At 60.0% G+C, this 15,244-nt stretch carries 14 protein-coding genes and 1 pseudogene; 8 read left to right on the top strand and 7 right to left on the bottom strand.

The genetic code is table 11. The features are described from left to right. Window positions 1–147: 147 nt before the first annotated feature. Window positions 148–1,488: a DEAD/DEAH box helicase gene (locus tag AABM52_RS07280; protein WP_347911112.1), complete on the bottom strand. Its 1,341-nt coding sequence runs from the start codon at window positions 1,486–1,488 to the stop codon at window positions 148–150. Between the two features lie 192 nt (window positions 1,489–1,680). On the opposite strand from AABM52_RS07280, the gene AABM52_RS07275 reads away from it, so the two are divergent. Beyond that, window positions 1,681–2,979: a mechanosensitive ion channel family protein gene (locus AABM52_RS07275; protein WP_347911110.1), complete on the top strand. Its 1,299-nt coding sequence runs from the start codon at window positions 1,681–1,683 to the stop codon at window positions 2,977–2,979. A 66-nt stretch (window positions 2,980–3,045) separates the two neighbouring features. Here AABM52_RS07275 and AABM52_RS07270 read toward each other — a convergent pair whose 3' ends face one another. Continuing rightward, a complete protein-coding gene (locus AABM52_RS07270) occupies window positions 3,046–3,690 on the bottom strand; it encodes a hydrolase (protein ID WP_008018228.1) in 645 nt (214 codons plus the stop codon). A gap of 158 nt (window positions 3,691–3,848) precedes the next feature. Here AABM52_RS07270 and AABM52_RS07265 point away from each other — a divergent pair, with 158 nt between their 5' ends. Continuing rightward, a complete protein-coding gene (locus tag AABM52_RS07265) occupies window positions 3,849–4,736 on the top strand; it encodes a LysR substrate-binding domain-containing protein (RefSeq protein ID WP_347911109.1) in 888 nt (295 codons plus the stop codon). Between the two features lie 121 nt (window positions 4,737–4,857). Here AABM52_RS07265 and AABM52_RS07260 read toward each other — a convergent pair whose 3' ends face one another. The 4 genes and pseudogenes from AABM52_RS07260 to AABM52_RS07245 form a co-directional block, all read right to left on the bottom strand. Next, on the bottom strand, window positions 4,858–5,724 hold the full coding sequence (locus AABM52_RS07260; RefSeq protein ID WP_347911108.1) for a carboxylate/amino acid/amine transporter: 867 nt from the start codon (window positions 5,722–5,724) through the stop codon (window positions 4,858–4,860). 83 nt (window positions 5,725–5,807) lie between these two features. Beyond that, a pseudogene (locus tag AABM52_RS07255) lies at window positions 5,808–5,933 on the bottom strand (metal ABC transporter ATP-binding protein); the annotation flags it as partial. Between the two features lie 144 nt (window positions 5,934–6,077). Continuing rightward, the gene (locus tag AABM52_RS07250; RefSeq protein ID WP_046043697.1) at window positions 6,078–6,677 is read right to left on the bottom strand and encodes an FMN-dependent NADH-azoreductase; all 600 of its coding nucleotides are present in this window, start codon (window positions 6,675–6,677) and stop codon (window positions 6,078–6,080) included. Between the two features lie 170 nt (window positions 6,678–6,847). After that, window positions 6,848–7,162 carry a 3-phosphoglycerate kinase gene (locus AABM52_RS07245; RefSeq protein ID WP_347911107.1) on the bottom strand — a complete coding sequence of 105 codons (315 nt, stop codon included), beginning with the start codon at window positions 7,160–7,162 and terminating at the stop codon, window positions 6,848–6,850. Window positions 7,163–7,211: 49 nt separating this feature from the next. Here AABM52_RS07245 and AABM52_RS07240 point away from each other — a divergent pair, with 49 nt between their 5' ends. From AABM52_RS07240 to aqpZ, 5 genes are all read left to right on the top strand, one after another. After that, on the top strand, window positions 7,212–8,135 hold the full coding sequence (locus tag AABM52_RS07240) for a LysR family transcriptional regulator (RefSeq protein ID WP_007972479.1): 924 nt from the start codon (window positions 7,212–7,214) through the stop codon (window positions 8,133–8,135). A 14-nt stretch (window positions 8,136–8,149) separates the two neighbouring features. Further along, complete coding sequence (locus tag AABM52_RS07235) at window positions 8,150–8,953, top strand: alpha/beta hydrolase (protein ID WP_347911106.1); 804 nt, start codon at window positions 8,150–8,152, stop codon at window positions 8,951–8,953. 3 nt (window positions 8,954–8,956) lie between these two features. Continuing rightward, the gene (locus AABM52_RS07230) at window positions 8,957–9,514 is read left to right on the top strand and encodes a peptidylprolyl isomerase (protein ID WP_347911105.1); all 558 of its coding nucleotides are present in this window, start codon (window positions 8,957–8,959) and stop codon (window positions 9,512–9,514) included. A 94-nt stretch (window positions 9,515–9,608) separates the two neighbouring features. Then, window positions 9,609–11,441 (top strand): ABC transporter ATP-binding protein, encoded by a 1,833-nt coding sequence (locus tag AABM52_RS07225; protein ID WP_347911103.1) that lies wholly within the window; start codon window positions 9,609–9,611, stop codon window positions 11,439–11,441. Window positions 11,442–11,755: 314 nt separating this feature from the next. Continuing rightward, complete coding sequence (gene aqpZ, locus AABM52_RS07220) at window positions 11,756–12,454, top strand: aquaporin Z (protein ID WP_046043691.1); 699 nt, start codon at window positions 11,756–11,758, stop codon at window positions 12,452–12,454. Between the two features lie 11 nt (window positions 12,455–12,465). Here aqpZ and AABM52_RS07215 read toward each other — a convergent pair whose 3' ends face one another. After that, window positions 12,466–13,590, bottom strand: a complete 1,125-nt coding sequence (locus tag AABM52_RS07215; RefSeq protein ID WP_347911102.1) for a GNAT family N-acetyltransferase — start codon at window positions 13,588–13,590, stop codon at window positions 12,466–12,468. Between the two features lie 280 nt (window positions 13,591–13,870). Here AABM52_RS07215 and AABM52_RS07210 point away from each other — a divergent pair, with 280 nt between their 5' ends. After that, window positions 13,871–15,202: a putative porin gene (locus AABM52_RS07210; RefSeq protein WP_347911100.1), complete on the top strand. Its 1,332-nt coding sequence runs from the start codon at window positions 13,871–13,873 to the stop codon at window positions 15,200–15,202. The last annotated feature ends 42 nt before the right edge of the window (window positions 15,203–15,244 follow it).

The following is a 15,244-nucleotide window of genomic DNA, read 5'->3' as shown; positions in this document are numbered from 1 at the left end:
GAGGCGCGGCCTTCGCGGGTAAGCCACGCTCCCACAGGTTTTGTGTCGTACACAAGATATGTGTTCACACCAGCCCCCTGTGGAAGCGGGCTGGGCGCACATAAAAAACCGGACATCAGTCCGGTTTTTTTGGGTCACGACAACGACTTACTCAGCCGCCGGCGCTTCCGGCTTGCGGCGCTTGAGCGGGGCCATGCCGTCCTTGCTGACCAGGGAATCGCTCTTGGGCCGGTTGGCGCTCTTGCGCTTGGTCGGGGTCTTGGCGGCAGTTTTCTTCTTGTCGCCCTTGGCGTCGGCCTTTTTCTTCTTCACGCCGACGGCCTTGCCCGAGGCCTTGACCTTTTTCGGTCCGCCGTAGGTGCCTTTGACTTCCTTGATGGTGCGGCGCTCGAAGCTCTGCTTGAGGTAGCGCTCGATGCTCGACATCAGGTTCCAGTCACCGTGGCAGATCAGCGAGATGGCCAGGCCATCGTTACCGGCGCGACCGGTACGACCGATGCGGTGCACGTATTCGTCGCCGCTGCGCGGCATGTCGAAGTTGATCACCAGGTCCAGGCCATCCACGTCCAGACCGCGAGCGGCGACGTCGGTGGCCACGAGGATTTTCACGCCGCCCTGCTTCAGGCGGTCGATCGCCAGTTTGCGATCCTTCTGGTCTTTCTCGCCGTGCAGCACGAACGCTTTGTATTCCTGCGCCACCAGGCGGCCGTAGATACGGTCGGCCATGGCCCGGGTGTTGGTGAAGACGATGGCCTTCTGATAGGTCTCGTTGGCCAGCAGCCAGTTGACGATCTGTTCTTTGTGCTGGTTGTGGTCAGCGGTGATGACTTGCTGACGGGTGGTTTCGTTCAGCTGGCTGACCGCGTTGAGCTGCAAGTGCTCAGGGTTGTTCAGGACCTTGGCGATCATCTCGCGCAGGCCCGAACCACCGGTGGTGGCGGAGAACAGCATGGTTTGCTGACGGTTGGTGCACTCATCGACCAGACGCTGAACGTCATCGGCGAAGCCCATGTCGAGCATACGGTCGGCTTCGTCGAGCACCAGTACTTCAACTTCTTTCAAGTCGAGGTTGCCGGCGTTCAATTGCTCGATCATCCGGCCCGGGGTACCGATCAGGATGTCCGGCACCTTGCGCAGCATCGCGGCCTGGACCTTGAAGTCTTCACCGCCGGTGATCAGGCCGGACTTGATGAAAGTGAACTGCGAGAAGCGTTCAACTTCTTTCAAGGTCTGCTGGGCCAGTTCGCGGGTCGGCAACAGGATCAGGGTCTTGATGCTGACGCGGATTTTCGCCGGGCCGATCAGACGGTTGAGGATGGGCAAAACGAATGCTGCGGTTTTGCCGCTACCGGTTTGCGCCGTCACCCGCAGGTCACGCCCCTGGAGCGCCAGCGGGATGGCCGCGGCTTGCACAGGCGTTGGCTCGACAAATTTCAGCTCGGCCACGGCTTTGAGCAGGCGTTCGTGCAGGGCGAATTGGGAAAACACGGGTGCTACCTCGAAGAAATGCAAAAAAACAGCTGCATAGGGTAACGGTTTCGAGCGCTCAGGCCGAGTTTCTTTATACAAATGGCGGTAAACAGTTGGTTTTTTGTTGCCTGATTTTTCCCGGAACGTAATACAAAGCGTCTTAAATGCTCTAATCCCCTCTCGCGCCTTACAGAAGAATCGTTTTCGACCATGGATATCAAACAGCTCTGGACCAATGCCCTGGACCTTTGGGGTGCCCTCGACCAGCATCCGCTCGTACACTCCAGCCTGTCGCTGTTGCTGCTGTTGGCGATTGCTCTGTTCCTCGGACGGGTGGCGCGTTACCTCATTCTGCACGCGGCCAAAATGCTAGGTCGCCAGCCGGCCCTGCACTGGGTCAATGATTTTCTACAGAACAAGGTGTTCCATCGCCTGGCGCAGATCGCGCCCTCGCTGGTGCTCCAGTTCGGTCTCAATCTGGTGCCGGACCTGAGCAAAACCAGCCTGAATTTCCTCGGCAACGTCGCCCTGTCCTTCACCTTCCTGTTTCTGCTGCTGGCGGTCAGCGCCCTGCTCAACGCCCTGCTGGACATCTACGCCCGCACCGAACACGCCCGCACCCGCTCGATCAAGGGCTATGTGCAACTGGCGAAAATGGTGCTGTACGTGTTTGGCGCGATCATCATCGTCGCTACGCTGATCGACCGCTCGCCGCTGTTGCTGCTGTCGGGTCTGGGCGCCATGTCGGCGGTGATTCTGTTGGTCTACAAGGACACCCTGCTGTCGTTCGTCGCCAGCGTGCAACTGACCAGCAACGACATGCTGCGGGTCGGTGACTGGATCGAGATGCCACAGGTGGGCGCCGACGGCGATGTGGTGGACATCACGCTGCACACGGTCAAGGTGCAGAACTTCGACAAGACCATCGTCTCGATCCCGACCTGGCGCCTGATGTCCGAGTCGTTCAAGAACTGGCGCGGCATGCAGGCTTCCGGTGGCCGCCGAATCAAACGCAGCCTGTTCATCGACGCCAGCGGCGTACGTTTTCTGCGTGACGACGAAGAGCAGAAGCTGTCCCAAGTGCACTTGCTCACCGACTACATGACCCGCAAACAGGCCGAACTCAAGGCCTGGAACGAAGCCCAGGGCAACGTCGCGGCCATGTCGGCCAACCGTCGGCGGATGACCAACATCGGCACTTTCCGCGCCTATGCGCTGGCCTACCTGAAGAGTCACCCGGGGATCCAGCCGAACATGACCTGCATGGTGCGCCAGATGCAGACCACGGCCCAGGGTATTCCGCTGGAAATCTACTGCTTTACCCGAACCACGGCGTGGGCCGACTACGAGCGGATCCAGGGGGATATTTTCGACTATCTGCTGGCGGTGCTGCCGGAGTTTGGGTTGAGTCTTTATCAGCAGCCGAGCGGAACGGATTTGCGGGCGGGGATACTGCCGGCGGTACTGGGCGCAAGCCATATTCCCGAAGCGGAAAAACGAAGGGTGTAACACCCAAAAAACCTGTGGGAGCAAGCTTGCTCCCACAGGGGTTACATCGTTTTCAGAATTTGCGGGTTACTTGACCTGCCGCTGCGGTGCCTTGTGCACCATGGTGTAGGCGTAGTCCACGCCCATGCCGTACGCGCCGCTGTGTTCCAGCACCAGTTCCATCACCGCCTCGTAAGTATCCTTGTGCGCCCAGTCACGCTGGTACTCGAGCAACACTTGTTGCCAGGTCACCGGTACCGCGCCGGCCTGAATCATCCGTTGCACCGACATGTCGTGGGCTTCCTTGCTGGTACCACCGGAAGCGTCGGTGACGATGTACACCTCGTAGCCTTCAGCCAGGGCTTCCAGTGCCGGGAAAGTCAGGCACACCTCGGTCCACAGCGCGGCAATGATCAGCTTCTTGCGGCCGGTGGCTTTCACCGCGTCGACCAGTGCCTTGTCTTCCCAGGAGTTCATCGAAGTGCGCTCGATCGGCTTCTGATCCGGGTGCACCGCCAGCAATTCAGGCCAGATGTAACCGCTGAAGCTTTCGGTTTCGACCGAGGTGTAGATGGTCGGCACGTTGAAGATCTTCGCCGCCTTGGCCAGGCCCACGGTGTTGTTCTTCAGGGTCTGACGGTCGATGGACTGAACGCCGAATGCCATTTGCGGCTGGTGGTCGATCAGGATCAGGGCGGAGTTGGTTGGGTTGAGCAGTTCACGAATAGACATGGCGCGTTCCTTTTGATGTCGATACTTCGAATGGGTCAGGGGTTAGTCGACGATGCCTTCAGCGGCGTTGTTGTCGGCTTGGATGTCACTTTAGGGGCTGGCGATTAAAGGGACAATTACCTAAAATAGAGAATCATTGATTCCAAAATAGGGACAATATGGATCGCATCGAATGCATGCGCGCCTTCGTCGTCACGGTCGGCGAGAACGGCTTCGCCGCAGCCGCCCGGGCCATGGACGTACCGCGCTCGAAAGTCAGCAAACAGATCCAGGCGCTGGAAGAAGCCATCGGCGTGCAATTGCTGCAACGCACCACCCGCAGCCTGCACCTGACCGAGGCCGGAGCCGAGTATTTCGACGCAGCACGGGAGGTGCTGGCGGCACTGGACGAGGCCGAGCAACGCGCCCGTGACGGCATCGGCGAGTTACGCGGTGTGTTGCGGGTCAATGCGCCGATGTCGTTCGGTCTTCGGCGGCTGGGGCCGTTGATTCCGCTGTTTCATGAACAGCACCCGAACATAGAGCTGCAACTGGTGCTCAGCGACCAGCAGGTCGATCCGGTGCGGGGCGGCTTTGACGTGACCATTCGTATCGCCAGCATGCCCGACTCTACGATGATCGCCCGGCAACTGGCCCCCGCACCACGGATCATGGTGGCGTCCCCGGCTTATCTCGAGCGCGCGGGCGTTCCGCAGACTCCGCAGGATCTGCGCACCCATCAATGCCTGAACTACGGGTATCTGCAGAGCGGTGTCAGCCTGCAACTGTGCAATGGCAAGGAAACCCAGCGAGTGAACGTTACCGGCCCACTGCACGCCAACAACGGCGACCTGCTCGCCCAAGCCGCCGAAGCCGGCATGGGCATCGCCCTGCTGCCCGACTTCATCGTCGAGGATGCGCTGGTGGCCGGACGACTGGTGCCGGTGCTGTGCGAATGGCTGGCTCCGGCGATCACCATCAACGCGGTGTATTCGTCGGCACGGCGAGTGCCGCAGAAGACCCGAGCGTTTATCGAGTTCCTGGTGGAGCAACTGGCGCCGAAGTGATTTTCGGAGATCACACAATCCCTTGCTCGCGATGGCGGAGTGTCAGTCGACGATGATGTTGCCTGATCCACCGCAATCGCGAGCAGGCTCACTCCTACAGGGATATCGGGTTACCCAGGGTTTAGTGAACGGCCAAAGGCCTGCGTATACCCAACCTGCTGATCCACACCGCCAGCAAAATCACCGAACCGCCGAGCAACAGCCGCCCCAGTTCTTCATGCTGGTTCCAGATCAGCAAGTTGATCAGCAACCCCACCGGCACATGCAGGTTGTTCATCACCGCCAGCGTCCCGCCGTTGACCAGGCACGCGCCTTTGTTCCACCAGTAGAGCCCCAAAGCGGTCGAGACCAGGCCGAGGAATAGCAGCACGCCCCATTGCAGCGGTGCTTCGGGCAGGAAGTTCTGTTTGCCGAACAACAGAAATGCCGGCAACGCCACCGCCAGTGCGCCGAGGTAGAAGTAGCCGAAGCGCCGGTAATGCGGCAGATCACTCGGGTGGCGCGCGACCAGGTGTTTATAGAGCACCTGCCCGGCGGCGTAGGTGAAGTTGGCCAGTTGCAGCAACAGGAATCCCATGAAGAAGTCCGGGTTGATCCGGTCAAAGCGAATCACCGCCGCCCCCGCCACCGCCACCAGCGCCGCGACCAGGGCCCAGGGATTGAAGCGACGATTGAGCGCATCTTCGATCAGGGTCACGTGCAGCGGCGTGAGGATGGTGAACAGCAACACTTCCGGCACCGTCAGTACGCGAAAGCTCAGGTACAGGCAGACGTACGTCACGCCGAACTGCAACGCGCCGATCAACAGCATGCCGCGCATGAATGCCGGCTCAACCGAGCGCCAGCGGGTCAGCGGGATGAACACCAGCCCCGCCAGCAGCACTCGTACCAAGACTGCAAAATAACTGTCGACATGACCGGCCAGGTATTCGCCGATCAAACTGAAGGAAAACGCCTGGATCAGCGTGACAAAAAGTAGATAGCCCATGCTCGCCTCATTTCGAATGGTGGCGACGATAGCGGGTTTTGCTTTGAATCGCGATCCCCGAAAGCTGTCGGAAAACACGCAAAAACCTGTGGGAGCGAGCTTGCTCGCGATGACGGAGTGTCAGTCGACAGTGATGTTGACTGAACCACCGCAATCGCGAGCAAACTCGCTCCCACAGGGTTTATCGGTGTTTCCTGAATCGCAGGCAAAAAAAAGCCCGATCTCGCTAAAGCGTTCAATCGGGCCAGGGCACTCAGGAGCAACAAGTGCGAAGGGAGGTTCGATGCGCGTACAGGCTTGAAGGGTTGCGCCAGGTCACTAGACCACCCAGCGATTATCTGGCGATTAACCGGTCAGGCCACTTGCGAAAGCTTGGCGTTCGCCTGGTTCAGACCTTTCTCCTGGAAGTCGCCGCCCAGGTTCATGCCTTCGGCATGGATGAACGTCACGTCGTGGATGCCGATGAAGCCCATGACCTGACGCAGGTACGGTTCCTGGTGATCGGCGGTGCTGCCGGCATATATGCCGCCGCGAGCCGTCAACACATAGGCACGCTTGCCGCTGAGCAGGCCTTGCGGGCCGGTTTCGGTGTACTTGAAGGTCACGCCGGCACGCAGCACATGGTCGAGCCAGGCTTTCAGGGTGCTGGGGATCGCAAAGTTGTACATCGGCGCGGCCATGACCAGAACATCGGCGGCGAGCAATTCATCGGTCAACTGGTTGGAGCGTTCCAGGGACGCCTGCTCGATGTCGCTGCGCTGCTCGGCGGGTTTCATCCAGCCACCCAGCAGGTTGATGTCCAGGTGCGGCACCGGCTTGACGGCCAGGTCACGGACGGTGATCTGGTCATTCGGGTGAGCGGCTTTCCACTGGCTGATGAAGGTCTGGGTCAGTTGGCGGGAAACCGAGTCTTGCTGACGGGCACTGCTTTCGATGATCAGAACGCGGGACATGGGATGTAGCCTCCATCTGAGAATGCGGTAGGTCGATGGAGTGAAGGTTAAACAGAGTCATATCGATGAAAAAGCGCAAATAACTGGTATAACCCATCAAGAAATTCGTTTATAAGCAAGCCATGCCCCCCTGTTGGAGCGAGCAAGCCCGCTCCAACAGGAGATTGCTGTCATTTCGGGGTGCAGGTCAGCTGGATGCGCAATTTGATGATATTGCGGCTGAATTTGGCCGTGGCGTTTTTGTGTTTACCGGCCGGTACATCGAGCTTGCGAGTGCGGGGTGCTTCCGGGCCATTGCTGAAAACCGCCTTGCAACTCGCATCGACGTCGCCGTAGTTGGCGACCCGGATGGATCCGATATCGCTATCGGTGTCGAAGGTTTCGTAGTCGATCTTCATTCCGTTGAGGTTCTTCTGCACATCAATCGGATAAGCCATCGCCGTCAGCGGCAGCAGCGCCAGCAGCACACAACAGAATTTTTTCATTCAGCAGCCTCCAATAAGGGCTGCCAGCTTAGGACAAGAGGAGCTCAACATGAAAGCGCCCCGCGTGACCCTTGATCAATGGCGAACGCTGCAGGCCGTGGTCGATCACGGTGGTTTCGCCCAGGCCGCCGAGGCGCTGCATCGCTCGCAATCGTCAGTCAGCTACACCGTGGCCCGCATGCAGGATCAGCTCGGCGTGCCATTGCTGCGCATCGACGGACGCAAAGCCGTGCTGACCGAAGCCGGCGGGGTGCTGTTGCGCCGTTCCCGGCAACTGGTGAAACAGGCCAGCCAACTCGAAGATCTGGCCCATCACATGGAGCAGGGCTGGGAAGCCGAAGTGCGCCTGGTGGTCGATGCCGCCTACCCAAGCGCCCGCCTCGTCCGCGCCTTGACCGCGTTCATGCCGCAAAGCCGTGGCTGCCGGGTGCGCCTGCGTGAGGAAGTGCTGTCGGGTGTGGAGGAAGTCCTGCTCGAAGGCGTGGCCGACCTGGCCATCACCGGGTTCAGTATTCCCGGTTACCTGGGCGCGGAGTTGAGCGACGTCGAGTTCGTCGCGGTCGCCCACCCGGAGCATCCCCTGCACCGCCTCAACCGCGAACTGAGCTTCCAGGACCTGGAAAGCCAGATGCAAGTGGTGATCCGCGACTCGGGCCGCCAGCAGCCACGGGACGTCGGCTGGCTCGGTGCCGAACAGCGCTGGACCGTCGGCAGCCTGGCCACCGCCGCGACCTTCGTCAGCAGCGGCCTGGGTTTTGCCTGGCTGCCCAGGCACTTGATCGAACGGGAACTCAAGGAAGGCACGCTCAAGCTGCTACCGTTGGATCAGGGCGGCAGCCGTAACCCGAGCTTTTACCTGTATTCGAACAAGGACAAACCGCTGGGGCCGGCCACGCAGATTCTCATCGAACTGCTGCGTACGTTTGACACCGCACCACTGGACGCACCGTTCGCCGCCCCCGAACAAGCCTGACACGGAGTGTATGCATGGCCTATTTCGAACACGAAGGTTGCAACCTGCACTATGAGGAATATGGCCACGGCACGCCGCTGCTGCTGGTCCACGGCCTGGGCTCCAGCACGCTGGACTGGGAAAAACAGATCCCGACACTTGCCACTCGCTACCGGGTGATCGTCCCGGATGTGCGCGGTCACGGCCGTTCGGACAAACCCCGGGAGCGCTACAGCATTGCCGGATTCAGCGCCGACCTGATTGCATTGATCGAGCACCTCAATCTCGGTCCGGCACATTATGTCGGCCTGTCCATGGGCGGCATGATCGGCTTCCAGCTGGGCGTGGATCAGCCGCAACTGCTCAAGAGCCTGTGCATCGTCAACAGCGCGCCCGAGGTCAAACTGCGCAGCCGTGATGACTACTGGCAGTGGTTCAAGCGCTGGAGCCTGATGCACGCACTCAGCCTGCGTACCATCGGCAAGGCGTTGGGCGGCAAGCTGTTCCCGAAACCCGAGCAGGCCGATTTACGACAAAAGATGGCCGAGCGCTGGGCAAAAAACGACAAACATGCTTATCTCGCCAGCTTCAATGCCATTGTCGGCTGGGGGGTCCAGGAACGACTTTCGAAGGTCACCTGTCCAACCCTCATCGTCAGCGCCGACCGGGACTACACACCGGTGGCGCTGAAGGAAAACTACGTAAAACTGCTGCCCGACGCGCGACTGGTGGTGATCGCCGATTCACGCCACGCCACACCGCTGGACCAGCCGGAGCACTTCAACCAAACACTGCTGGAGTTTCTGGCCGCAGTCGACACCACCACTCAGGATCACTGACCCATGCTGAAAAAAATCGCCCTCGCCGCAGGTACCGTCCTGTTTGCCGCCAACCTGATGGCCGCGACGCCGGAAAAGGCACCGCATGTGCTGCTGGACACCACCAACGGCCAGATCGAAATCGAACTGGACCCGGTCAAGGCCCCGATCAGTACCAAGAACTTCCTTGCGTACGTCGACAGCGGCTTCTACACCAACACGATTTTCCACCGGGTGATTCCGGGTTTCATGGTCCAGGGTGGTGGTTTCACTCAACAGATGCAGCAAAAAGAAACCAAGGATCCGATCAAGAACGAATCGAAAAACGGTCTGCATAACGTGCGCGGCACCTTGTCCATGGCCCGTACCTCGGTGCCTGACTCGGCCACCAGCCAGTTCTTCATCAACGTCAAGGACAACGACTTCCTTGACCAGGGCGATGGTTACGCGGTATTCGGCAAAGTGGTCAAAGGCATGGATGTGGTCGACATCATCGTCAATTCGCCAACCACCGTCCGTGGCGGCATGAAGGATGTGCCGGCCGATCCGGTGTTCATCAAGTCGGCCAAGCGCATCGACTGAGACTAAGCTGGACAAGGATGTCCGAGCCGTTGCCGGTGTTTGCCGGCAACGCTCAAAACGTTAAAAGGAGAGCCCGCTCGCGGGCGAACAACCAATGCTTTATCGTCGCTTTGAAAAACTGATCGATGTTTTCCGTGAAGCACCGACGGCGTCTCCGCCGGACCGGGTTTTCCCTTTTTACACCTATTACCTCAAGCAGGTCTGGCCGAGCTTCGCCGCCCTGCTGATCGTCGGCCTGATCGGTGCATTGATCGAGGTGGCGCTGTTCAGCTACCTGAGCCGCATCATCGACCTGGCCCAGGGCACGCCGAACGTCAGTCTGTTCAAGGACCACGCCCTCGAACTGACCTGGATGGTGGTGGTTGCGTTGGTGCTGCGCCCGATATTCGTGGGCCTGCATGACCTGCTGGTGCACCAGACCCTGAGCCCCAGCATGACCAGCATGATCCGCTGGCAGAACCACAGCTACGTGCTCAAGCAGAGCCTGAATTTCTTCCAGAACGACTTCGCCGGGCGCATCGCCCAACGCATCATGCAAACTGGCAACTCACTGCGCGATTCCGCCGTGCAGGCGGTGGATGCGCTGTGGCATGTACTGATCTACGCCATCAGCTCCCTGGTGCTGTTCGCCGAAGCCGACTGGCGCCTGATGATCCCGTTGCTGACCTGGATCTTTGCCTTCATCGGCGCCCTCTGTTACTTCGTGCCGCGGGTCAAGGACCGCTCGGTAGTGGCGTCCGATGCGCGCTCCAAACTCATGGGGCGGATTGTCGACGGCTACACCAACATCACCACCCTCAAATTGTTCGCCCACACCAACTTCGAGCAGCAATACGCTCGCGAAGCGATCAAGGAACAGACCGAGAAGGCGCAACTTGCCGGGCGCGTGGTCACCAGCATGGACGTGGTCATCACCAGCATGAACGGCTTGCTGATCGTCTGCACCACCGGCCTGGCCCTGTGGTTGTGGACGCAGTCGTTGATCAGCGTGGGGGCGATTGCCCTGGCCACCGGCCTGGTGATCCGCATCGTCAACATGTCCGGCTGGATCATGTGGGTGGTGACCGGCATCTTCGAAAACATCGGCATGGTGCAGGACGGTCTGCAGACCATCTCGCAACCGGTCAGCGTCACCGACCGCGACCAGGCCAAACCTCTGGCGGTGGCCCGTGGCGAAGTGCGCTTCGAACAGGTGGATTTCCACTACGGCAAGCAGAGCGGGATCATCGGCGACCTCAACCTGACCATCAAGGCAGGCGAGAAAATCGGCCTGATCGGTCCGTCCGGTGCCGGCAAATCGACCTTGGTGAACCTGCTGCTGCGCCTGTACGACGTCGAAGGCGGACGCATCCTGATCGACGGCCAGAACATCGCCGACGTCAGCCAGGAAAGCCTGCGCGAACGCATCGGCATGATCACCCAGGACACCTCGCTGCTGCACCGCTCGATCCGCGACAACCTGCTGTATGGCAAACCCGACGCCACCGACGCCCAACTCTGGGACGCGGTGCACAAGGCCCGGGCTGACGGTTTCATTCCTTCGCTGTCGGACGCTGAGGGCCGCACCGGCTTCGATGCCCACGTCGGTGAGCGCGGGGTAAAACTCTCCGGCGGCCAGCGCCAGCGCATCGCCATCGCCCGGGTACTGCTCAAGGACGCGCCGATCCTGATCATGGACGAAGCCACCTCGGCACTGGATTCGGAAGTCGAAGCGGCGATCCAGGAAAGTCTCGAAACCCTGATGCAGGGTAAAACCGTGATCGCCATCGCTCACCGGCTCTCGACCATCGCCCGGATGGACCGGCTGGTGGTGCTGGAAAACGGCAAGATCGCCGAAACCGGAACCCACGCCGAGTTGCTCGCCCATGGCGGTTTGTATGCGCGGTTGTGGCAACACCAGACCGGTGGGTTTGTCGGGATCGATTGATCCCCGAACAACACACCAATCCCTGTGGGAGCGAGCTTGCTCCGGGCGGCGTTCCGACGATTGCGGCGCGTCAGACAACATCATTGTCGACTGATGTTCCGTCATCGCGAGCAAGCTCGCTCCCACAGGGATAAGCGCCATACCGAAGATCGAAAAAACCGCCAGCCCCCGTCAACAACGGGTGCTGGCGGTTTTTTATGCCCGCTGGAATTCTGAAAAAAACCGTGCTGTACTCACTTCAACGTTCTGGAGGTGGTTCTGCAGTCCATCGGCTGGATGCTAAAGGCAGCATAATCTCGAAAGGGCACTCTCTTATGTCTCTGTTAAAACGTTCGGCGACTGAGTTGGTAGGTACGTTCTGGCTGGTGTTGGGTGGTTGCGGCAGCGCAGTGTTGGCCGCGGCTTTTCCGGAGGTGGGGATAGGCCTGCTCGGGGTGTCCTTCGCGTTTGGCCTGACAGTGCTGACCATGGCTTTCGCCATCGGCCATATTTCCGGCTGCCATCTCAACCCTGCGGTATCCCTCGGTCTGGTGGTGGGTGGGCGGTTTCCGGCCAATGAGCTGCCGGCCTACATCGTTGCCCAGGTCATCGGCGGCGTGATTGCAGCCGCCCTGCTGTACTTCATCGCCAGCGGCAAACCCGGTTTCGAACTGGCGGGTGGCCTGGCGTCCAACGGTTACGGCGAACACTCGCCTGGCGGCTATTCGATGGCGGCAGGGTTTGTCTGTGAACTGGTGATGACCGCGATGTTCATCCTGATCATCCTCGGCGCCACCGACAAACGTGCACCGGCAGGACTGGCACCCATTGCCATCGGCCTGGGGCTGACGCTGATCCACCTGATTTCGATCCCGGTCACCAACACCTCGGTCAACCCGGCGCGCAGCACCGGCCCGGCGCTGATCGTCGGCGGCTGGGCGATTCAACAACTGTGGATGTTCTGGGTCGCACCGCTACTCGGTGCAGTGGTCGGCGGCGTGCTGTATCGCTGGCTGGGCAAGGAAGAAAGCTGAAACGCTGAAGATCAGCCTTGTCGATAAGGCAAGGCTGACTTCGCCTCCTCTGCATAAGCCAGCACTCCCAACCGCTCCTGATCCAGGAAGTCTTTCACCGCCGCTTTCAATCCCGGATGCCGCAAGTAGTGCCAGGAATGCGTAATGACCGGCTCGAATCCGCGAATCAGTTTGTGCTCGCCCTGTGCCCCGGCATCGAAACGCTGGAAACCGTTGGCAATGGCATAGTCCATGCCTTGGTAGAAACAGGTCTCGAAATGCAGGCGATCGAATTCCGCCAGGCATCCCCAGTAACGGCCATAAAATCTGTCGCCCCCCACCAGGCTGAACGCCATCGCCACCGGCCGTGAACCTTGCCTGGCCAGCACCACGCGAATCGACTCCGGCATGCGCTCGGCCAACAGGCTGAAAAACTCCCGCGTCAGGTACGGCGCTTGCCGACGCACCGCGTAGGTATTGGCGTAGCAGGCATAGACGAAATCCCATTGCGCCTCGCTCAGTTCCCGACCTTCGAGCCATTCGAACTCGAAGCCCTGCCCGGCCACCTGCTCGCGCTCCTTGCGCATCTGTTTGCGCTTGCGCGAACTGAGCACGTCGAGGAAGTCCTGGAAATCCCGGTAGCCGCGATTCTGCCAGTGGTATTGACAGCCAACGCGCTGCAGCCAGCCCGGTTGCTCGCTCAGTGCCGCGTCGGTGAACGGATCGGTGAAATTGATGTGGGCGCTGGAGAGCCCTTCCAGCTCAAGGTAGCCCGGCAGGCTTTTCAATAGCTCGAAACCGTCTTCGACCGTGGCCGCCAACAGCCGCGGCCCGGTGACCGGACTGAACGGCACCGCGGTCAAGAGTTTGGGGTAGTAATCGATGCCGGCACGTTCACAGGCATCGGCCCAGGCGTGATCGAACACGTACTCGCCGTAGGAATGCCACTTGCGATAACCGGGCAGCGCGGCGATCAAGCGCTCACCTTCGACGTGCAATAAATGCTCGGGCTGCCAGCCGGTATGGGGTCCGACGCTGCCGCTGTCTTCCAGTGCGCTCAAAAAGGCGTGACGCAGAAAAGGCTGAGTCTCGGGCACCAATGCGTCCCACGTCTGCGGGGCGATTTCTGACAGTTTTTGCAGGCGTTGCAACGGCATCACCGTCCTCACTCTTCATGGCGTGAAAGCCCCGCGAGTATCGCCTATCGCTCTGCAATGCACACGGGCAAAACGACGACAGTGCTCTAACTCAATAGTTCACGACGGCTTTGTATCGTCATCGACATGACATCACATTGCCACCGCTCTGTAATAAACCATCGCGATACTGGCGCCTGTTTTTAGAGCGCCGGGTTATACCCGGCCACTGTTTTCCGCCCCTTATGGTCGGTTGTGTCCCGGATGGCTCTGTCATCCCCTCTCATCTTCGGAGATTGATATGCGTCTTGCTTCCACGAAAACTGCGGCGGCCTTGTGCGGTGGCCTGTTGCTGGCCATGAGTGTTCCGGCCAGTGCCGCAGTCGACGCCAAACTGCTCGACATGCTCAAAGCTAACGGCTCGATCACCAACGCGCAGTACAGCGAACTGCAAGCCGAGCTGGCCAGGGATCAGAAAGACCAACAGATCGCCCGTCAGGCTCAGCAAGAGACCAACGAGCAAATCGCGGCCACCGCGAAGAAAACCGACACACTGAGCGCTTTCGACCAGAAGCTTGCATGGGCGGCAAAGACTCAGTTCAAAGGCGACGTGCGCTTCCGTCAGGAAAACGTCCACAACGATGGCGTGCCGAACAACAAGGACCAGGATCGTCAGCGCATTCGTGCCCGCCTGGGTGCCTACAGCGAAATCAACCCGCAGGTCGACACCGGTATCCGTATCGCCACCGGCAGCAACGACGACGCTCGCTCCACCAACCAGGACCTGAACAACTACTTCGACAAGAAGCAGATCTGGCTGGACCAGGGTTACATCGACTACCACCCGGACGCGATCAAGAACCTGCACCTGGTGGGCGGCAAGATGCCACAACAATGGGTGAGCATGGGCGACATCATCTGGGATAGCGACATCAACCCGGAAGGTCTGGCCGTCACCTACAAATACCCACTGAGCGGCAGCACCGAGCTGTTCGGTAGCGCCGGTCACTACACCCTCAAGGACAACGTCGACGGTGAAGGCGTGCAGTTCAAGCACGACCTGCGTCTGTACGCTGGCCAGTTGGGTGCGCGCTTCGCCATCACCGACAGCATGAAAATGACCTTGGGCGGCAGTCTCTACTCCTACGACAACGACAGCAGCAGTGCCTGCCCTACCAGCGGCACCGTTACTGCGCCATGCGCCCTGGCCGTCAACGGCAACAGCCCGGGCGAAACCTTCAAACTGTACGAAGGCTTCGGTCAGCTGGACTTCAGCAACCTGCCAGTACCGCTGTCGATCTACGGTCAGTACGTCAACAACACCGATGCCAGCAACGACCAGGACACCGGCTGGTTGGCCGGTGTGAAGTCCAAGGTCTACGGTTTCAACCTGGACTACAACTACCGCGACGTGCAGCGTAACGCTGTGGTTGGCGCCTTCACCGACTCCGACTTCGCCAACGGCTTCACCGGTTCGCGCGGCAGCAAGCTGAAAGTGAGCTACGACCTGGACAAGAACTTTGCCCTGGGCGCGACCTACTTCATGGCGACCTCGGACCAGACCAACGCCAACATCAAGAAAACCGATTCGGACATCAACACCCTGCAACTGGATGCCGAAGCGAAGTTCTGATTCACCCCGCTACACGACTCGGGCAAGGAAGCCCGGGCCACT

The sequence above is a fragment of the Pseudomonas grandcourensis genome (assembly GCF_039909015.1).
In the GTDB taxonomy this organism is placed as follows: Bacteria; Pseudomonadota; Gammaproteobacteria; order Pseudomonadales; family Pseudomonadaceae; genus Aquipseudomonas; species Aquipseudomonas grandcourensis.
The sequence above is the reverse complement of the archived record's forward strand: the minus strand, read 5'-3'. Positions and strand labels throughout refer to the sequence as shown.